The organism is Paenibacillus hunanensis (genome assembly GCF_034055775.1).
Classification (GTDB): domain Bacteria; phylum Bacillota; class Bacilli; order Paenibacillales; family Paenibacillaceae; genus Saccharibacillus; species Saccharibacillus hunanensis.
In genome coordinates this window covers 4,410,612-4,431,800 of record NZ_CP139194.1, presented here as the reverse complement: position 1 = coordinate 4,431,800, position 21,189 = coordinate 4,410,612, and the positions used below count along the sequence as shown (strand labels likewise).

General features: G+C 46.7%; 15 protein-coding genes. 8 read left to right on the top strand and 7 right to left on the bottom strand.

The genetic code is table 11. From position 1 onward, the window contains the following. Positions 1 to 164: 164 nt before the first annotated feature. Positions 165 to 1,166: an ABC transporter substrate-binding protein gene (locus SK066_RS18080; RefSeq protein WP_320542499.1), complete on the bottom strand. Its 1,002-nt coding sequence runs from the start codon at positions 1,164 to 1,166 to the stop codon at positions 165 to 167. 96 nt (positions 1,167 to 1,262) lie between these two features. Next, positions 1,263 to 3,278 (bottom strand): AraC family transcriptional regulator, encoded by a 2,016-nt coding sequence (locus SK066_RS18075; protein ID WP_320542498.1) that lies wholly within the window; start codon positions 3,276 to 3,278, stop codon positions 1,263 to 1,265. 220 nt (positions 3,279 to 3,498) lie between these two features. On the opposite strand from SK066_RS18075, the gene SK066_RS18070 reads away from it, so the two are divergent. Next, positions 3,499 to 3,939 (top strand): DivIVA domain-containing protein, encoded by a 441-nt coding sequence (locus SK066_RS18070; protein WP_320544919.1) that lies wholly within the window; start codon positions 3,499 to 3,501, stop codon positions 3,937 to 3,939. A gap of 365 nt (positions 3,940 to 4,304) precedes the next feature. Here SK066_RS18070 and SK066_RS18065 read toward each other — a convergent pair whose 3' ends face one another. The 3 genes from SK066_RS18065 to SK066_RS18055 form a co-directional block, all read right to left on the bottom strand. Beyond that, entirely contained in the window at positions 4,305 to 5,201 is an 897-nt protein-coding gene (locus tag SK066_RS18065; protein ID WP_320542497.1) for a TetR/AcrR family transcriptional regulator, read from the bottom strand. Positions 5,202 to 5,411: 210 nt separating this feature from the next. Next, positions 5,412 to 8,534: an efflux RND transporter permease subunit gene (locus SK066_RS18060; protein WP_320542496.1), complete on the bottom strand. Its 3,123-nt coding sequence runs from the start codon at positions 8,532 to 8,534 to the stop codon at positions 5,412 to 5,414. Then, the gene (locus SK066_RS18055) at positions 8,527 to 10,044 is read right to left on the bottom strand and encodes an efflux RND transporter periplasmic adaptor subunit (RefSeq protein ID WP_188773522.1); all 1,518 of its coding nucleotides are present in this window, start codon (positions 10,042 to 10,044) and stop codon (positions 8,527 to 8,529) included. Before SK066_RS18055 ends, SK066_RS18060 begins: the two co-directional genes overlap by 8 nt. 440 nt (positions 10,045 to 10,484) lie before the next feature. Between SK066_RS18055 and SK066_RS18050 the strand changes: the two genes are divergently transcribed. Together SK066_RS18050 and SK066_RS18045 are read left to right on the top strand one after the other, a co-directional pair. Next, positions 10,485 to 10,655 (top strand): hypothetical protein, encoded by a 171-nt coding sequence (locus SK066_RS18050; protein ID WP_250342888.1) that lies wholly within the window; start codon positions 10,485 to 10,487, stop codon positions 10,653 to 10,655. A gap of 322 nt (positions 10,656 to 10,977) precedes the next feature. Then, entirely contained in the window at positions 10,978 to 12,279 is a 1,302-nt protein-coding gene (locus tag SK066_RS18045; RefSeq protein ID WP_320542495.1) for a TolC family protein, read from the top strand. 291 nt (positions 12,280 to 12,570) lie between these two features. Here the strand turns inward: SK066_RS18045 and SK066_RS18040 are convergent, their stop codons facing one another. Further along, entirely contained in the window at positions 12,571 to 13,830 is a 1,260-nt protein-coding gene (locus SK066_RS18040; RefSeq protein WP_407673694.1) for an MFS transporter, read from the bottom strand. Between the two features lie 765 nt (positions 13,831 to 14,595). Between SK066_RS18040 and SK066_RS18035 the strand changes: the two genes are divergently transcribed. The 5 genes from SK066_RS18035 (at position 14,596) to SK066_RS18015 (ending at position 20,167) form a co-directional block, all read left to right on the top strand. Beyond that, positions 14,596 to 15,285, top strand: coding sequence for a GntR family transcriptional regulator (locus tag SK066_RS18035; RefSeq protein WP_188773526.1), 690 nt, complete (start codon positions 14,596 to 14,598; stop codon positions 15,283 to 15,285). 148 nt (positions 15,286 to 15,433) lie between these two features. Beyond that, positions 15,434 to 16,177: an ABC transporter ATP-binding protein gene (locus SK066_RS18030; protein WP_320542494.1), complete on the top strand. Its 744-nt coding sequence runs from the start codon at positions 15,434 to 15,436 to the stop codon at positions 16,175 to 16,177. After that, the gene (locus SK066_RS18025) at positions 16,174 to 17,061 is read left to right on the top strand and encodes an ABC transporter permease (protein WP_188773528.1); all 888 of its coding nucleotides are present in this window, start codon (positions 16,174 to 16,176) and stop codon (positions 17,059 to 17,061) included. The genes SK066_RS18030 and SK066_RS18025 overlap by 4 nt, the downstream gene beginning before the upstream one ends. Positions 17,062 to 17,316: 255 nt before the next feature. Next, positions 17,317 to 18,369, top strand: coding sequence for an ABC transporter substrate-binding protein (locus SK066_RS18020; RefSeq protein WP_407673831.1), 1,053 nt, complete (start codon positions 17,317 to 17,319; stop codon positions 18,367 to 18,369). Between the two features lie 394 nt (positions 18,370 to 18,763). Next, positions 18,764 to 20,167 (top strand): allantoinase, encoded by a 1,404-nt coding sequence (locus SK066_RS18015; protein WP_320542492.1) that lies wholly within the window; start codon positions 18,764 to 18,766, stop codon positions 20,165 to 20,167. Positions 20,168 to 20,433: 266 nt separating this feature from the next. Here SK066_RS18015 and budA read toward each other — a convergent pair whose 3' ends face one another. After that, positions 20,434 to 21,159, bottom strand: a complete 726-nt coding sequence (gene budA / locus SK066_RS18010) for an acetolactate decarboxylase (RefSeq protein WP_320542491.1) — start codon at positions 21,157 to 21,159, stop codon at positions 20,434 to 20,436. Positions 21,160 to 21,189 lie beyond the last annotated feature (30 nt).

The following is a 21,189-nucleotide window of genomic DNA, read 5'->3' as shown; positions in this document are numbered from 1 at the left end:
ATAGTGATGACCTAAAAATAGCCTGATTCCAACGCCTCTATGCATGCGTAGGATCAGGCTATTCCGTTATAAGCTATACGTAATACATCATACAAAACAAAGTATAGTCAGTACACGATACAGGCGTTCATTATCCAATTATGCAATCTTGTTAGCCGGCAACATTATTTACTTTTAGCTACAATCATATCTGCAAGTAATCCCATCTGACCTACGATTGATTCTGGATCGTAGTAAGAGAACGTATCATACGGCAGATCGTACACCTGACCACTTTTCACAGCGGGCAAGTTTTTCCAGATTGAGCTATTTAGGATCGTGTTTTTCTGTGCTTCGGTCGTGCCGTCGTTAAAGCAGATAAAGATATGATCGGCATTTGCATATTCCGGCAAACTTTCAAGCTGAATCTGTAAGATCTGCTTGCCGCTGTCGATCACTTCTTTTTTTACATTGTCCAGTGGTTTGAATTGTATACCATCATACAATGCATACCCACCGCGTCCATAGTTATCGCCAAGAATAGCAACATCCTTCTCACGTACATTGATTAACACCGCAGTTTCGCCAGGTTTGACGACATTTTTAATTTTGGCACGTGCAGCCGTAGCGGTTTCATCGTATTGCTTGAGCCATGCCTCAGCCTGTTGTTCACGTCCAAGTAGCTTGCCGAACAATTCGATTTCTTCTTTTGGATTTTTGTAGGCAGTGTACGGAACATATAGCGTAGGTGCGATTTTGCTCAGTTCATCATAGGCTTTCACATCAAAGTCGTTGATAACGATCAGATCGGGATGGAGCGCGATTACCTTTTCCATTGATGTAGGTGCCCCAACGTCTTCGATCCCTTGTTCCTGTTCTTTCAAGAACGGACTGCCCATCCACCATTCTTTGTTAGCACCAACAGGCTTCAGACCAAGCGCGATCAATGTACCATGATAGTATGTAGATACGATGCGCTGCGGATGTGCTGGGATCGTAATCTTTCCCTTTGCCGTATCAATCGTTCGCGTAGCGGAAGTGTCAGTCGATGCTGCATTGGATGATGTAGTCGCAGCCGAATCAGATGATGCCGGAGTGTTTTGAGCTCCACAGGCAGCGAGCAGCATGCATAGCATCACCGTTAACGCTATCATACAGGCTGATTGGGAAAACAGCCGATTATTCATATTCATTCCTCCTATTTACTAATTGATAATGATTATCAAATAGAATCATATCAACCTGTTGCAGGAACGTCTATGGACAATGATGATAACTTACAATCACAAATATGATGCGATGCTATCCATCCATGCCTGGAGCTGCAATTGCTGAGAAAGTGGATCGAATCCGTAAAAGAGATGTCGATCCATCATATGCACCTGTCCTGATTGAACAGCCGGTAATTGTTGCCATAGTGGAGATGTCATAACTGGAACCTCTGTCTGTCGCTGTGTTCCATACTGTGCTGCATTCTGATGCTCCATCGGATAATAAATCACAATCATATGATCAGCCGCATAATGGTGCAATTGTTCCAGTGATACTTCTATATTCAGACGCCCTGTATCAATCAGTTGCTGACGTACTTGTACTGGAGGTTCACAGTGGAGCCCATCATAGATAAGAGATCCGCCCATACTACGTAAATTACCATATACATATACTTTCTCTGATACGATCTTGTAGATGCCTACCGTTTCACGTCGCTCCAACCAGCTCTGCATCTGTTGTCTTGCTTCTCGTAGCTTCGTATCCCATTGCTGTAGCCATTGTTGCGCCTGCGGACTGCGCTGCACTCGCTCTGCCAGCCAGAGCCATTGTTGCCGCCAGTTATAATGCTGGATGTCTAGCCGTTGTACTGGTGCATAGATATGTAGCTGCTCACTTTGCGGATCATCGTCATAGGCAAAGACAAGATCAGGCTGCCGCTGCTGCAATAGAACAAGTGAAGGAGCAGGAAGGAGAACATGCGTCTTATTGTCCACGTTCGTTGCACTTGCTACATTCGCTTGCTTATCTGTCTGCGTATGCTCATCCTCCGCTTGCTGCAATACTGCATGCTCGACAAGCTTCACCAGCTCTGGGAAATGGCGTAGCACCTCCATATCGATCTGTCCGGCAATAGGCACGATGCCTAGCTGTAGCAGCATCGCAGTTAGTGGCATATTCCAGCTTACATATTGCTTGGGCGCAGTAATATACTGTCGTGGTGGCATCCCGAAGCGCTGCCTGAATTTACGGCTAAAATAGTGCACATCACTATATCCACAACGCCGAGCAATCTCCTCCAGACTGGTCTGTGATAATTGCAACTCCAGCCGTGCCTGATGCAGTCGTAGCCGGGATAAATAATCGCTGAATGAACATCCCTGACGACTGCGAAATACCCGTGAAAAGTGCTCTGGTGTCATGCCCATCTTGCGTGCTAGCTCATCTCGCCGCAGATCATCACGGAAATGAGTTCGTACATATTGAAGCATTTGCTGAAAGGATAAATGTTCGTCATGCTTTGCCCCCGCTGTCTCCAGCGCAATCAGATGCAATAGCTCATAAAAGCAGCGATACATAGCGAGCATTGTGATAGGCTGCTGAGCATGGTGGGAAGTCATATTCACATTATAATTTTCCAGCTCATTGCACAATCGTAGCATCTCAGCGGGGGACTGAATCTGTAGCATGATCGGTGTGCTCTGCGAATCACTCAGCGTCTTATCTATAGGGAACAACCCGGTTGTGGCTGTAACATTCGAACGAAAAACAAGTCGCTGAAGCATCAGCGGCTGATTATCCAAGCTGCCGATATGCACGCCAGTTTGATCCGGGCAAGATAATACCTGCTGCGATGTCATGACCATTTTACGCCCACGAATAGTTACATCAGCCTGACCTTGATGTACAAAAAATAAGGTATCTCCATCAGCTACATTCCATTCCTGCCCGTTCACCGCATCAAAATGCAAACTTGTAAACGACACTGGAATCCAGAGGGGGAGAGAGGTGGATGTAATGGAAGTGCTCCATGTAGATGTATGATGATCATCCGTATCGTTCACATGCGTTGTACTAGCTTCTAATGTAGTATACTCCCCCTGTAGGATCTGATCGATAATCGCTTGGTCGATATTCTGCTTTTTCAATTGCTCACGGATGAGCATAATTTGTTCATCCGCTAGCTTTCCCAGATAGCGGATTATCCTGTGGCGTGCATTGCCATCGGCATCACGGTACGATTCTACCAATCTATAATATGTATAGATTCGCCCGTCACGCTGTACGGATTGTTTTTTCAAAAACATACTATCGCACATCCTTCGTATTCGCTTCAATTAGGGACTACATCATTGTATCATTAAGGACTACAGTGTCCGCTTTTATTTTGCCGCAAACAAGTGCTAATGAAAAGAGCAGTATCAGGCAAGTATGGACATTTTGCCAAACGCATCGTTTGTGATACATTAATAAGCAGATAAAGTAGCGGCTCAAGGCACGCGAACAGGAATGAGGGGATTGATGAAAATGGCTGTAGATGAGAATTATCAGCGCAAGCTGGAAGAGCAGAAGCGTCTATTCAAGCAGCTAGGCATCCAATTTGATGCGCTTACGATTCATGAAAAGGATTTTCCGACCAAAATGCGAGGCTATTCGCAGGAAGAGGTCGACTATTTCCTCGATGATGTTATTCAGGATTATGAACGCTTTTACAAAATCATTACCGATCTGCTGGATAAATATAATGAACTACAGCGTCGTCAGACCTACGAGAAGGAACGGGCGTCTCTGGAACGCGAGCGTGCCGCAGCCGAGCAGGAGCGTGCATTCGCGCGTGCTCGTGCGCTTGAAAATGGCGTAGATCGCGCTGTCGTTACCGAGGCGATCACCAGTCTGGAGCGTACGATTGCTCAAATGAAAGCGCGTCTGGACGAGCAGCAGTGCGGTGACAATAATAGTAATTATTGAACCAGGCTATATAATGATAAGCTGTGAACTATGAACGCTAAATGATAAACCAGAAGTACTGACTAAATATCGAATGATGTCTACCCGATAGCGAGCAATGAATGATAGAGAGCAATGAACGGTAGCGATTAGGTATCAGTGACGCGATGCCAGCTGCATTGCATCTATACACTGAACAATAGCATGACAGTATCCTCTAGCTTCTATACGACAAGGTACAATCTAACAATAATCAAAAACAGGACGACTTTCCCCTCAATCACAAGGAGAACGTCGTCCTATTTATCGTCCTGCACGTTAGAAAAATTACTTATCATTAGAGTACATACGCTAGCCATCCATCATCAATCCAGTGCTCGACAATCCTACGTTTCACGCAATGAAAGCACACGTTGTAGCTTCAACGTATATTCCTCCAGCGCGGCATACCCCTTGAGAAACTCAAGCAATGCCCGAATCATACCGGAGCGTCGCTCCATCCGTGTGATCTCTTGCTCCAGTGAACCGAGCACCTGCCACAATTCAGCTCGCTCCTGCTCGTCAACCTCAATACTGTGCAGGGTACGCTTCATCGCGATCAGTACCTCATGAATCAGAATACCTTGAAACACCGGGCTTTTCTCAATCTGATCCGGAGACATGTCCACACTTGACCAATCCCATACCGGCTTATAATCAGTCTGAATCATATTGTGAACCATATGATCGACCAGCTTGGTGAGCATATCGCTCAATTCACGAATCGGAACCTGTGGTCGAATACCGATGATCGGCAAAAACATAAATTGCATGAGCATCGCTCGTACCATGAAAATAATATCGTATACAAATGGATCAACCTTCGGCCCATAAATCTGATTCAAGCAATCGGTGCACCACTGATTGGTTTGATATTCAATATACAGGCAAGCATGCAGTAGCTTCTCATTTTGCAAAATGCTTTTATCATGGAGCGAAACCATGATGGAATGAATTTTACTTTCTAATACGCTGTTGAGCTGTAGATCGATAAAGCTGGCGAGTCTTTTCTCTGGTGGTTGATCGGTTGCCGCATACAGTCGTTCAATCGTTTCACTAATCGTTCGTCCATGCTCCTTGACCGTTGCAATGAGCACATCTTCCTTACTCTGGAAAAACTTATAAAACGAAGCCTTTGCCATGCCACTTTCCTTGGCAATCTCATCGACTGAGGTTGCGGTATATCCTTTTTCAGAGAAAAGCCGAACCGCCGCTTCAATAATATCCTGTTCCTTTGTTTTCAAGGGCGCTTCCTCCTGGCTTTCTACGATATGAATCTGCATCGAGATGAGATGCTCGTTCGTTTGATTTTGGTGATGAAAATGGAGCAAACGGACATGAATCTGTCCGTTTGCTCGCTAAATGATCATTACTCCGTATTATGCATGCTGCTTGCCACGGATGCAATCCGTGAATGAGAAATGCGGGTAGATGGAGCACGATCGATTATTTAATTACACTTTTGGAGAAGCGTTTAGCTTTTCCAGTCTTCTTTGCTTACGCTCTGTCTTACGTACCTGACGTTTCTCTTTCCAGCGTGCGACAACCATATACAGGGATGGCACGACGAACAGTGTCAGGATGGTCGAGAAGATCAGACCGAAGATAATAACAACGCCGAGTGGACGGAACAGCAGCTCACCGATCGTAGCAATCGGGATCATACCAACAATCGCAGTTAGCGAGGTGAGCAGGATCGGACGGAAACGAGCAGAAGCGGCTTGAATTACAGCTTCTTTGAGCTCCATGCCTTCATGACGCGCATCCTCGATAAACTCGATCAATACGATACCGTTCCGTACGACGATCCCCGCAAGCGCAATGATCCCCATGACGGACATAAAGCCGATCGGTGTACGTGTCAGGAACAGACCAAGAATACCGCCTGCTGCTGCGAGATAGACCGTCGTCATAATGATGAGCGGAATCGAGAGCGAGTAGAACTGAATGACGATCAGAATGAAGATCAGGAACACCGCGACAACGAACAGTTTACCCAGATCGCCGAATGTATCCGCCTGGTCGGACGTTTCGCCGCCAATCTCATACGTATAGCCTTCCGGGAAATTCATCTGTTGCAGCTTCGGTGTAATATCCTGCATAACCTCAGTAGCGGTACGACCATTCACATCCGCTTCAATCGTATTCACACGCTGTAGATTGTAGCGACCGATCTGTTGAATTGAAAATGTTGGCTTCAGGCTAACGATCTGTGACAGTGGAATCTGTGTACCTGCCGAGTTAGTCACATTGACCTGTTGCAGCAATGTGGTTGGGCTAACCGTCTGAGAGCCTTTCATATACAGCTTCATATCAATCAGGTCTTCGCCATTATCGAAGTTACCTACGTTCATCCCGCTACCCATCATGAGCAGCGTTTGCGTCAGGTTAGAATAGGTTACCTTGTAGCGATCCATCGCCTGCTTGTTCACGACAAAGTCGAGTGCATAGTTATCGATGCCCATGCTATCGCTAATGCCGTAAGTGCCTGGAGTATCGCCAATAATTTGCTTAATCTGGTTAGACAGAGAACGAACTTCCTCGATATCATCACCCAGTACGCGGATCGATACCGCTTTACCAACCGATACGCCGACTGCTGTACCACTTACAGTCGTCTGGATACCTGGATAGTCCTTATCCAGCTGATCTGCCCAGCGGTCTGTCGTTTGCTTTACATTCATGCCATGCTGTCCAGTGATTAGAATCTGACCGACACTGGAGCCACTACCGGACAGTACGCTCAGGTTAGTGAACAATTGTGGTGCCGCACCACCCGAAGCATATGCCATGTTTTCAACCTCAGGCTGCTTTTTCAGCCATTCCGCCATATTGTGGACGACCTTATCGGTTTCCTCCAGCGATGTACCGGAAGGCATACGCACATTGACTGTAATCTGCGGATCTTCCGAGGTTGGGAACAGTTCGATCGGTGTGAAGGCTGCCAGTCCATATGCAAATGTACTCACGACCAGACCGATCAGCGCGACGATCATTGGACGCTTCAATACTTTTGGCATCAGACGATGCGCATAGCCATTGCTGACTGCCTGAATTTGTCTACCGAGCAGACCAGCCGGACGATCTTTACGACGACGTCCACGCTCGATCTGACGATTTTCATACCATTCACGGAAAATAGGAATAATCGTCAGCGACATGATCATGGAGGCGAGCATACAGAGCGAGATAATCGTCGGAATCGGACGAATAAATGCACCCATATCACCCTGCAATACCATGAGCGGCAGGAAGGCAGAGATCGTTGCCAGTGTCGCTGTGATGATCGATATAGCGACTTCCTTTGTTCCTTTTAAAGCGGCATCGGTCGGGCTTTCACCGAGCGTGGATAGCCTTCGCTCGATATTGTCATTGACGACGACCGCGTCATCGACCAGTATCCCGAGTACGATAATGAGACCGACAATCGTAATCTGATTGAGTGTAATGCCCAGACCAGGCAAGAAGATCAAGCCCAGCGCAATCGAGATCGGAATCGCCAGTGCAACAAAGCCTGCTGTCAGCCAGTTCATACCGAGCGTACAGATCAGGATAACCGCAGCGATAGCGATAAGCATTTCACGAATCAGATCACCGAAAATCCGGTTAACCTCATCATTTTGTGCGAATAGCGATACCATGGTGACATTAGAAGGCAATGTCTTTTTCAAAACATTCATCTTCGCGGTCAGACGCTCGTTCATCGTCGGTACGTCAGAGCCAGTCTGGCTACTTACGTCCAGTGAGATCGAAGGAACGCCATTGTAATAGCTCAAGTACGATTCGGTTTCTTTGGTCAGCTCGACATCGGCAACATCCTTCAGGTAGACAGGAATACCGGCATCAGTCTGAGAAACAACGATATTTTTTAATGTGTTATAGTCGGTAGCTTTATCAACGGTCAATTGATAGTTACGATCCTGATAGGTGATATTACCGGTAGGTACACGGTTATTCTCCGATTGGATCGCCTGTCTTACCGTTTCCCACGAAATGCCGTATTGCTGTAGCTTCGACATATTCGCATCGATACGTACCTGCTGATCTGGAATACCCTGAATATCTACATTTGTAATACCAGGTACAGAACGAAGCTGATCACGCCATGTGTTCATCAGATCGCTCAGTGCATAGATATCCTGCTTTGTTTTGCCATAAATCGCGAACGATTGGACAAAGGTCTGTGTCAGATTATCATTAACCGTCGGCTTGTCTGCATCGGCAGGTAGCTCTGCCTGTGCATCCTCCACCTTACGGCGTAGCTCATTCCATGTATCCTTGGCATTGGCATTATCCTCCGCTTGAACTGTAATAGAGGAAACGCCGTTGCTTGAGGTGGAGGAGATCGTTTTGAGGTTGGTGACCTCCTTGATCTTTTGCTCCAGCACCTCGGTAACGGTCTGCTCCATCAGCTCTGGACTGGCGCCTGCATACGTAGTGGTAACAATTGCAGTTTTGATCACGATATCCGGCATCAGCTGCTTCGGCATCTGACCAAGCTGTACCAGTCCGAACAGAATGAGCATCACAAAGAACAATAATGTGATTTTACGTTTCTGAACGAAATACTTAATCATTGGCGCTTGCCTCACCGTTTGCATCGGTTGAAGCTGCACCCGACTGGGCATTACCGTTCGTACCCTTAGCGTTTGTTGTCGCAGCTTCACTTACCTTCAGATCATCACCATTGAAGAGACGGTCGGCACCACGTGTTACGATTTTGTCGCCCACTTTCAGACCGCTGGTCACTTCATAGTTATTATTGTACAGATTGCCCAGCTTCACAGTCGTTTTTACAGCCTTCTTATTCACAACCTTGAATACATAAGGCTCACTACCGGAGCTAACGACAGCTTGAGCAGGAACGAGCAGCCCTGTTTCGGAAGAAGCCTGACGAGACGCATTCACGACCTGACCTGGTTTCCAGTCCAGATTCGGATTGCTGATCGCAACTTCAACGCTGATCGAGCCTGTATTTTCGTTCGTTTGTGGATATAGACGAGTTACTTTACCTGTGCGAACGGCGTCATACAGGCTAATGCTAACCTGCTGACCTACACGCCACTCATTAATCTCGCTATCCGGTACAGGCAGCAGTACTTTCAGGCGATTGATCTCACCGATCGTATACATCTCTGTACCTGCGCTTACCGTTTGTCCCTCCGAAATCGCTTTGGTCAAAATCGTACCGGAAGCCGGAGCCTGCATAGCAGCACGAGTCAAATTAAGCTGTGCCGTATCACGAGAAATGACTGCTTGGTCATAGCTAGCCTGCGCTTGTTCGACCCCAGCGTTCGCCTGCTCGACTGCGGCATTCGCTTGAGCGACACTAGCCTGTGCATTTTCAATCCCTACCTGTGCTTGCTTGACCGCAGCGGCAGCAGAAGCACGATCGGAGTTTTTCGCACCAGCGAGGGTGAGGGAGAGCTGCTCCTGAGCATCCTTGAGACCAGCTTGAGCATTTTCCAGTGTCGTTTCTGCTTGTTCCTTTTCTTGTTGAGTAAGAAGACCATTATCGAAAAGAGTTTGTGCGCGGGTGGCAGCAGTTTTAGCTTGATCATAGGCGATCTGAGCTTTGTTGACTGCATTTTGTGCTTGAGCGCGTTCCTGTGGACGTGCACCATCAAGTACGCCTTGCTGACTTGCTTTTGCACTTTCGAGCTGTGCACTTGCAGACGCGACACCCGCAGCGGCAGCTTGTTGGCCTGCTCGTGCATTGGTCATCGATGCCTTGGCACTCGACAGGGACGCTGCTGCAGCGGCAACCGATTGATTAGCATTTTCAACCTGAAGCTGCAGATCGGCAGTGTCCAGTGTTGCCAGCGTAGCTCCTTTATTGACGCGATCCCCAACATCAGCTCTCACCGAAGCGACGGTTCCGTTGATGCGGAAGGATACTGGTGTTTGATCATATGCAGCAAGTGTGCCGGACAGGTCATAGACCGCATCAAGCGGTTGTTCCTTGACCGTTGTCACTTCAACGGTCGTCGTTGCCGGCTCGACAGCAGCATTATTTGCTGTTGAACATGCCGTCAGACTTCCAGCAAGCAACATTGCTGTAATGGCCAGAGGCCAACTTCTTTTCATGTTACAGGTTCCCCCTCTAAACTCTCCAGTTTTTTTTATACTCTCTAGTTCATGGCTGAATTATAGAATTAATCCAGACTACTTGTCAATTGTATCAATCCTTACTTAAAGTGTACTCAATCCATGGGTTGAGATTGTTCATCTAACAAATCAGTCTTGGAACGGAGGCAAAGGAATTAATTGGAAAAATAAAATACGCATAGCCATTTAAGGAAGTGCTCGCAACCTCTTCATCTGAATTTCGATACAGGTATGTTGGCGTAGTAAACGATCATACATTTATATATGTAGAAAAGTGATGTATGCAGAAAATGTAGATGAGTAAGACGGATAGAAAAGCATTCCAGAAAAAGGCAGGATTATTTTGTGAAAAGATTGTGAACGTCAGCAGAAATTCGTGTATAATTGGTATACAGAATATGGAAAGAAGGGGATGACTAATGAAAACGGGCGATGATCCGCACCATGATCCGGAAGGAATGTATGCAGAGACACATCAGCCGAGAGATTTTGCCGTCAAGCCGTCCATATCCAGTGAGCGTACCCAGCTACTTGTAGCCGCTATTGTGCTTGTTGTGACAGCCGTGCTGTTAATTGAGTGGCAATGGTGAAAGGAATTGTACAAGCAAGAACATGAAGATGATGAGCTGTCCAGTACGATGCTATCTAGCATCTTGTGCATAGGATGCAGGATTAGCTACCAATATTATACAATGAAACCTGGTTCTATACATTATACTTCTATATAATGGAAGGTGGCACAATAAGCTACCTTTTTATTTTGTTTTAATTTGGAAGAGTGTGCGGTTAGAGGTTGATTTATTTTGTTAGGAATGCTAAATTAATTTTATTAGTATTACTAACTGTTTTTGAGGATCGTATCATTTGTCGGTAATCGGTTCGCTGAAATACATGAAGGAAGGAATTTGTACAATGAAAAAAGCAATGGTCGGTGCATCCGTATTCGCTGTTATGCTGGCTGCAACACAGCCTGCACTCGTACATGCTGCGGATAGCACAATTACAACTGCAACTCCTACAACAACAACTACTGCGCCTGCTACTACAGATCCAGCAGCACCTGCTGCTAACGCTACAGGAGTAGAGACGCCACAATCTCAAATCTCCGGTGTGCGTACACCGAAAAAAGTCGATAGCCTTGACCTTGATAAAGTCATCGATCTGGCGATCAATGATTCGTACAATCTGCAATTGCTGCAACTGAAATACCGTGTACTGGATCAACAAAATGCCAGCCTCGGTCTGAACTATGTTGACTACCTGAACGCATCACCAGGTCTAAGATATGTAACGACGAATCGCAGCAATGAAGTATCTCTGGCTCAAAGCTCCCAAACAGGACAGACACTGGACAGCAATATTCGTGATCTGGACAACCAGAAGCTGAACACACAGCTTCAAGTGGACGAAGCCAAAGAAGGTACACGTCTGGCAATGACTGGACAATATGTACAGCTGCTGTCGACTCAAAAACAAATCGCTCTGTCTGAGGAATACATTCAGGTGCTGACACGCGACGTACAGCGTGCACAAACTCTGCAAAGCCTTGGCTCCGGCACACAGGAGGATATCGACAAAGCGAATCGTGCTCTACAAGCTGAACAGGATAACCTGACCAAGCTGAAAGACTCGTACCAGGAAACACTGTCCACACTGTGCTACGATCTGGGTATCGTGTACGATCCTAACATCCAGCTCAAGCCGCTGGAAGTGAAGCTTGATCCAGTACCAACGGTTGATGCAGACACACTGCTCGGCAAATCGTACCAGATCCAATCGCTTGGCAACAGCCTGAACAAAGCTCGTGAGGACGAAGAAAAAGCGATCACCGACAACAGCTTCCAGGAGCAAGCGAACAAAGCAACAACCGATATCGCAGCACAACAACTGGAGCAAGGTAAAGTAACCTATGCGAAAGCAATCCAGTCGAACCTGCAAGATATGGATACAGCGTACAAAGCCGTACAAACTGCACAACGTGAAGCACAGGATACAGCGGTAGATGGCGTGAATATGCAAATCCGCTACAACGCTGGTGTTGTAACGAAGTACGACCTGCAAAAATATCAGTATCAAGTGGATGCTACCCAAGCAAAAGCTGAGCTGACAAGCATGCAGTATTATGTACAAAAAGCAAAAGTAGACGCGATGAGCAAAGGCTATATCGCGAACAGCTCCGCTTCTAGCGCATCTGCTGCTTCTGCACAACAATAATCGATGAATGCTGGGCAAGACGGGTCACTTCAGTATGAAGGAATCGATCGAACTCTAGCGTTACGAGATAGAATAGCGAAAAGCCCCTGTTCCTAGGAACGGGGGCTTTTTCATGCTGATATTAGCGATTTTGGTATTCATGTTAGCCAAGATATAGATACAGTATAGGATGGGTTTAGATCGAGCGTGTTTTCTCAGGCTAAGCATACACCTTTCAATATCCATCACTGTAATATTCATTATCATAGCTTTAGAATGACAGCTATTCTATTATAACTTCTTAATCGTTCATCAATCCGACGCGCCATCCGTCCATTCACTCAGCTTCTGATCTGAAGGAAGCATGAAGGTGAGCAGACCAAGAATAGGCAGGAAGCTACAAATCTGCATAACAGGCGAGATGCCAATAGCATCGATCATATTGCCCAGCACCAGTGCGCCGATCCCGCCAAGACCAAAGGCAAGCCCTGTGATCAGACCGGATACCATACCGATACGTCCGGGCACCAGCATTTGCGCATATACCACCGTAACGGAGAAGCTGGAGGTTACGATAAAGCCTACACAGGCAAGCAATATGCCTGTCCATAATAGATTCGCATAAGGCAGAAGCAATGCAAGTGGTGCAGCTGCTGCCATCGAGATAAAGATCAGATTACGTTTACCAAAGCGGTCAGCAAGTGGCCCACCGAAGAAGGTTCCAACTGCACCAGCAGCGAGGAACAGGAACACATACAGTTGCGCTTCACCTACGCCCACCTTGAATTGATCAATCAGCAGGAAGCTATAATAGCTACCGACCGATGATACATACCATGAACGAATAAAGACGAGCAGAATAAGTACAACCATAGCAAAGCGAATTCGCTGCTTCAGCTCCGGCTTGATCGCTCTCGCTACACGAGCTTTTTTGCTTAAAGCCCCACTTTTCAGTGTTCCGTTATACCATCTCGCAATGAAAATCTGTACGATAATCCCTGCCGCAGCAACCCCGGTAAACCCAATGGCACCAAATTGTCCAAACGGTACAAAGATCAGCGAAGTAAGCAGCGGTGCCAGCGACTGCCCGGCATTACCGCCTACCTGAAAGATAGACTGGGCAAGCCCACGGCGGTTCCCTGCTGCCAGATTGGATACCTTCGAGCCTTCCGGGTGAAAGGCAGCGGAACCAAGTCCAACAAACACAACAGCGACAAGCACCGCTGTATAGCTAGGTGCCAGTGCAAGCAGCAGCATTCCGGTAAACGTAAATGCCATACCGAGCGGAAGCAGGGCAGGCGTAGGACGTTTATCTGAAAACAATCCAACAAACGGCTGCATAATGGAAGCGGTAAAGTTAATCGTAAAGGCGATCCACCCAATCTGCGTATAGCTTAGCTGCATCGTCTCCTTTAAAATCGGAAAAATGGCTGGAATAACAGACTGCATCGAATCATTGAACAAATGAACCAGTGAGATTGCCAGCAGCACACTAAAAATCGTGCGCTTCGCATCCGAGGCTGACGCGGATGGCGGTGTCGTACTCGTTTTGGGCAAACTGCTTGAAGACACGTACAGGACTCCTTTTGTATTTTTATAGTATGTAATAGGGCGAAAAGTGGTAACAACAACCAGAAATTAGCTTCTAGTATATCAAAAATAGTTTGGATTTAAATGAAAATTCGCAGATTTAGAACAAGAAAAATAAGCATATTTTTACATACATGATTCTGGAGAAAATAGTGGCAGATGGCCTATACAGTCAATCCGTTGTTATTGTTCTAGCTAAAAGGGGATGAATAACTGACGAAGAAAAGAAGGAGACACTAGAAGAAATGATAGGCTCGGAGCCTAAAAGAACACTTGAACGAATAAGCTACAGGCGAGTTATCTTATGGATTAAAGGCAAGTTATGTTATGGACGAGCGCATAGACGAGCGATTTATTATGCAAGATGAGAATAATATTCGATGTAAATTATTTAAGTGTAGGTCATCTCAAGTGCATATCATTATATATGTAATATTACCTAACATAAAAAACAAAATACGAGTGAACTCTCTTCCCTTTTCATGACTACGCTATTCCTTCAAATATCCGTTTATTCCTCAAAACAAACCTATTCATCATACGGAACTAAAGTAAAAATACCTTACATAATCATTATTTTTAGCAAATAAACAAAACAAATCCGTTTCCATAGTGCATGATTATAGAAAATAACGATTATATATGTGAACTATATTGACTTATAAAATGACATCGACCTATAATCCATGTAATAAAACCAAACATTAAATCACAACTACATGCAACCCGGATCGTGAGGGATACGATATGGCCAGTCAACAAGAACAAGAAATGTATCAAGCAATCAAGCAGGCGATCATGGAGCAGAAGATGCGTCCGAATATGCAGCTTGTCGAAGAAGCCTTGGCAGAATCATTTGGAGTGAGTCGGACACCGGTTCGCAATGTGGTACGCAGACTGGCGGCAGAGAAGCTGGTCACGATCATTCCATATAAAGGAGCCTTTGTCTCCTGTCCTACGATCCACGAAGCGAGGCAAGTGTTCGAAATGAGACGAGTGATTGAGGTGGCGATCGTACACAAGGTGTGTGCCAGTCTAACGGATGAACAGTACCAGCTGCTGGCAAGTCTTATTCAAGAGGAGCATGAGGCACAGCATGGTGGACGAATCTTTGAAGCGATTCGGATTACAGGCGATTTTCATCTCCGATTAGCAGAGGCTTCGGGCAATAGCTATTACTATCGTTATCTGGAGGAACTCGTTTCACTATCGTATGTCATTATCGCGCTCTATGGAGAACAGAAGACGAAATGCTGTGATGATCATCAGCTTATTTTAAATGCGATTCGGCAAGGCAATGTGAATAGGGCTGAACAGCTGATGCTGGAGCATCTGAATGAGATCGAGCAGGCGCTTCGCTTCGAGGAGCAGTATGAACGACCGCTCTCCTTAACGGATATATTTGCAAGTGGACGCAGCGGTGTAGGGAGTAGCTGATTCTACGATAGATGGACAATGACAAAGCAATCAAGAGCATAGGCTCATCAGTACCATTGTGCACAACATTGTATACAATCTTGGATGCCATATTGTCGCCAATCGATGCACAGTATGGAAGCATACCACATCTATAAGAGGTGAAGAGATGAAATTAACAGTAAATAATGTGCAGAAAAGCTTTGGTGAACGGACGATTTTGAAGGATATTCATTTGACGGTTCATGATAATGAATTTATCTGTATTCTCGGTCATAGTGGTTGTGGCAAGTCGACCCTACTGAATATGGTCGCTGGCTACATGTTTCCCGATTCAGGAATCATCGAAATGAATGGACAGGCGATCGAGGGGCCTGCCAAAGAACGCGGGATGGTATTTCAGGATCATGCACTGTTTCCGTGGTGTACAGTGCTGGAAAATGTATCCTTCGGGCCAGAGGTACAGGGTACACCGAAAGCACAGGCACGCGAGATGGCGATGGACTTTTTGAAAATGGTAGGGTTGGATGCGTATGCCGCTCATTATCCAGCCGATCTGTCCGGTGGTATGAAGCAGCGTGTCGGGATCGCTCGTGCACTTGCCAGTCATCCAGAAGTGCTGCTGATGGATGAGCCGTTCGGGGCGCTGGATATTCTCACTCGTGATCTAATGCAGCGTGAGCTGAGACGCATTTATGAAAAGCTGAAAACGACGATTCTATTTGTTACCCATAGCATTAGCGAGGCTGTCTATCTGGCAGATCGGATTGTTGTCATGAAGCATGGGGTGATTGCGGAGATATTCGAAGTGGGATTACAGCATCCACGTACCTTTGAGACACCAGGCTTTGGCGAAATGATGGCAAAGATCGAACGACTGCTAATGGAAGACGAAGAGGAGGCATTAGTATGAATGAAGTACCGAACGTGTTAACCAAAACGAAGCCAGCTACAGGCGCGACACTGCTCTCTACATCCAAGAGTAGTAAAAAAGCCGACTGGTCATTCCTGAAAAGCGCATTGCCTTACGTGCTATTCTTCGTCGTCTGGGAAGCCTTCTCCCGCTTGAATATGCGGATCGAAATGTTCAATCCGTTATTTCTACCTGCACCATCTACACTTGTCCATGATGGCTGGGCACTTGCGAAAACAGGCGTTATTCTCGATAGCATCATGGCGAGCTCGGGCCGCATTCTTGCAGGCTTTGCGATCGGCTCCGTTGCAGCTGTTATGCTAGCCGTACTTATTAGCAAATTCGCTACATTAGAGCGCTGGGTATCACCGATTTTGACACTCATCAGTCCAATCCCTTCGCTCGCACTGTTGCCCCTGTTCATTATCTGGTTCGGCATCGGCGAATTTCCGAAAATTATGCTTATCGCATGGACAACATTCGTCCCGGTACTCGTTAACACTGTAGATGGCTTCAAATCCGTACCGTCCACACTGATCCGTTCGGCGCTTAGCCTTGGTGCCTCCCAGCGCCAGGTATTTACCAGAGTCATGATCCCGTCCGCAGTACCGAATCTACTCATCGGCGCGCAAATCAGTCTAGGTCTATCCTTCTCCGCCCTGATCGTATCCGAAATGATGGGCGCCGACTCCGGTCTTGGCTACATGATCGTCGATGCCCGCAACTACTTTAAAGTGACCAACATGTTCGTCGCGATCATCCTGATCGGCATCGAATACAGCATCTTCGCTATGCTACTCAAACTCCTGGAACGCCGTGTCCTCGGCTGGCGCAAAGGCGGCATGGGACAAGCCGTCGAAAAGGCTAAACCTACACGAGGTTAAATAAGCATCGAAGAGCATTTAAGTAAATGATAGCAAGTGAAAGATGTATACAAACATATACATTGTGGTTCTAACAACAGATTATCGATATCCAATATACATGCGTCTACTTGATTACATCTGTACTTGCACACTCAAATTCAAAATGCATACCACCTCACCACAGAACGCACCAACCACCCAGCCGGTATCCATATAAATGTACACATATAACCATTTGGAAGGGGTAAGGATATGAAAACAAACTGGTTCAAAATGATAACAGGGGTAGCGATGGTGGCACTTGTAGCCACAGCATGTTCAGGCGGCGGAGCAAGTAATAAGGATGCAGGAGCGAACCCATCTGCTTCCGCAAGCAGCGGTTTGGAGCAAACGGATGTAACGCTCGTCGGTGTACGGGATGCGCAGATTTCCTCCCAGCAGATTATCGCAGACAAGCTGGGCTATTTTAAAGAAGAAGGCTTGAATGTAGAAAGCAAGCTGATCGAGAGCGGCCCGGATATTGGCCCGATGGTATCGGGTGGTAGCGCACCGGTGAGCGTGCAAACGAACTTTATGGATATTATTTTAAAATCCAACAACATCGATGTAAAAATCGTAGCGCCACTGGCACAGATCGCAGGTACACAGGCAGTCGTAGGCTCGGCGAAGCTCCAGCTTAATTCCGCGAAGGATCTGGAAGGCAAAACGATCGGTATCCCGAATGGAGCCGATGTGAAGATTGCTATCGATAATATGGGCAAGGAGCTCGGCGTAGACGTTAGCAAAATCAAATTCGTTAATCTGGCACCAAGCGACGCGGTAGCTGCGCTGCAAAATGGCTCGATCGATGCGATGGCAGCATGGGAACCTTTTATCACCAAAGCGATTCAGGGTGGCGGCAAGTTTTTGTTCAGTGGTACCAAGAGCGAGCTTCCTGACAAAAAAGGCGATGTGAACTGGATGAGCGTACATACGACCATGCAGGTAACCGACAAGTATTTGCAGGAAAATCCGAATACGATCAAAGCGATTCTGCGTGCACTGGAAAAAGCGACCAAGTACATCAATGAGAATCGTGCGGACGCAATCAAAATTTTGGCACCAGAGCTGCATTTGTCCGAAGCCGAATTGACAGAGATCATGAAGCGTAATGTGTATTCGATGGACGTGGATGATTCGTATGTAAATGGAAGCAATGGTGCAGCAGTTGGTAACTATCTGTTGTCTGTTGGTAACATCACTTCGATTCCGGCGCCAGCATCGTACCATGATCTGAGTCTGTTGAAGGAAGTCGATCCTTCGCTGATCAAAGCGGAATTTAAATAATCCGTTGTAAAGGGAAGAGCTAGAATCGTATGAGCTAGCGTATGATCGAAGCTATAAACGATTCGATGCTAAGCGATTTTAATGGAAGTGACAGCGATCCACCGGATGGACATAACCATAACGGATATTGAATGTATGGATATCGAAATAAATGAGGATATCCTGATGAAGGAGAAGGAAGCGATGCTGATGCTACGGCATCGCTTTCTTTTCTAATCATCTATTCATCGAATCAAAAACGCATTGATGTACATAGTATGCTGCTACATGCGGTCAGTCTGCTAAACATTCAAATGGGCGTATAAGCAAGTCATATGGCAAGTGGCAATTCGTCTATTTTATCCACAACTACAGCAGGGACACAATATAAATGATAGATGGGAGCGTGCTGGATATGAAAAGATTGGATACGATCATTGTAGGTGGAACGGTTGTGTTTCTGGAGACGATTCAGCGCTGTGATATTGGTATTCGTCAGGGCAAAATCGTTTATATTGGAGCATTCGATTCGGATGACGGAGTACAGGCAGAGCAGATCATTGATGCGACTGGACTGCATGTGATGGCAGGCATGATCGATGCGCATGTCCATTTGAATGAACCGGGGCTTGGAGATTGGGAAGGGTTTATGACAGGTTCCAGTGCACTGGCAGCAGGCGGCTGTACGACCTTTTTAGATATGCCGCTTAACGGTATTCCGCCCACCGTCACTGTGGATGCGTTACAGCAAAAGATCAGCGCAGCAGCGAATGCGACCTATATCGATTATGCCTGCTGGGGTGGATTGGTGCCGGGCAAGCTAGAGCATTTGGAGCCGCTTGCCGAGGCAGGCGTATGCGGATTCAAGGCATTCATGTCCGCACCTGGTGATCCGGATGAAGAAGCATTTCGTAATGTGGATGACGAGACGCTGTTAGAAGGCATGCGGCGTATTGCTCGCACCGGACAGGTGCTTGCCTTACATGCAGAATATGAGCCGATCGTATCGCAGCTTACTATGGCATGTCTGGAAGAGCAGCGCCTTTCACCTGCCGATTATACAGCTTCGCGTCCGATCGCTGCTGAGGTGGCAGCTGTGCAGCAGGCACTGGGCTATGCCCAGGAGACAGGCTGTAGACTGCATTTTGTACATATTAGCAGTGCAGAGGCTGTTCACATGATCCAGCAAGCACGCGCAGAAGGTATGGATGTCACGTTGGAAACGTGCCCGCATTATCTTGCATTAACCGACCACGATCTGGAACAGATCGGCGCTGCTGCCAAATGTGCGCCACCCTTACGAAGTGCAGCGCAGCAGGAGCAGCTATGGCAATGTATTGCCAGCGGCGAGATCGATATGATCACCTCTGATCACTCTCCATGTCCATCTGCCCTGAAAACCGAAGCAAGTAACATCTTCGACGCATGGGGTGGGATCTCTGGCGCTCAGCATTCGCTGGAGCTGATGCTGGAAGAAGGACATCTACGTCGTGATCTACCGCTGACATTGCTGACTCGTCTGCTATCATGGGAGCCAGCACGTCGCTTTGGACTGTTACCACAAAAGGGTGAAATTCGTATCGGTGCAGATGCTGATCTGGTGCTGGTTGATTTACAGACCAATTACCGAATTGAGCAGGAGCAGCTGTATTATCGTCATAAGCATAGTCCGTATATCGGGCGCGAGCTGCATTGCCGGGTGGAGCAGACGATCAGCCGTGGACGTGTCGTGTATACGAGGGAGCTTGGCATCGTAGGCGAGCCGATGGGACAGCAGATTGGTATCACGAAGGAGCAAGCAGCAGAGATCGCACCGTGATGAGGTAGACAGGCGCAAAGGCTCACGTAGGAGTTCAATTCAACGAACACAAGGAGTCAAAAAGCAACAAATCCAAAGGCTAAAAGCAATCATTGAAATATGAACAACAAAAGGTAAAAAGCAAAAAGTAAACATTAAACAGTAAACAGTACACGGCGAAAAATAATAGACGAAGCCCCTTTCCGCATCATCACAGAGGGGCTTCGTCTATTTATCGTTATCTTACTATCAGGACGCACACATTCTTATTACAGCTCTTACCACACTCAAACGCCTACGCCAGCACCTTCTGCGGTCAGAATCGCTTGCTCCAGATCCGGCGTATGCAGATCGGCCTTGAGATAATTTTCATCATCAGGCAGCAGCAGATTGAATTGCTCACTGCTGCAAATGGAAATTTTACATTTTTCCACGACAAAATCAAGCACATGACCGCCGCCATTACGCTGTTCATTAATAAAATGCAAATGGTATCCAGCGACCCCAATTCCCTGCGCGAACGCGGGTGTCCAGAAGCCTGCAATCACACCGTTTGTCCGTTCAAAGTGGAAGGCGGATTGGGATTTGGTCACTTCAACAAATGGCTTGTAGGGCTTGCTCTGATGAGTGACCGTGCGCGTATTCACCTCACGGAATGTACCTTCAATCCGAATCGCATGGAAAATATTCGGGCTGGAGATACGATCATTCAATATTTGCTCCAGCTGCTGACGTGTAAAAGTTCCATTCAGCTCAAACGTCTGCTCTGACTCGAAAAAGGTCACGGTTGAAAAAGGTGTAGACTCCTGCAATTCCACCTTCCGCGCGGTTCCGTTCGGATACAGATGATAGTAATCACCATCAAAGGCAATCATCTCTCCATCCAGCTGATGAAAGGTACCGATTCCAAAATCGCCATATTGCTGTAATTTATCAAACGTAATCGCGCCATCATACAGTCCGCTTAGTAGCGCGACCATGGTAGATGCTTGATATACGGTATGGTTACTCATGTTGATTCGCTCCTTTTTTAGTTACAGATC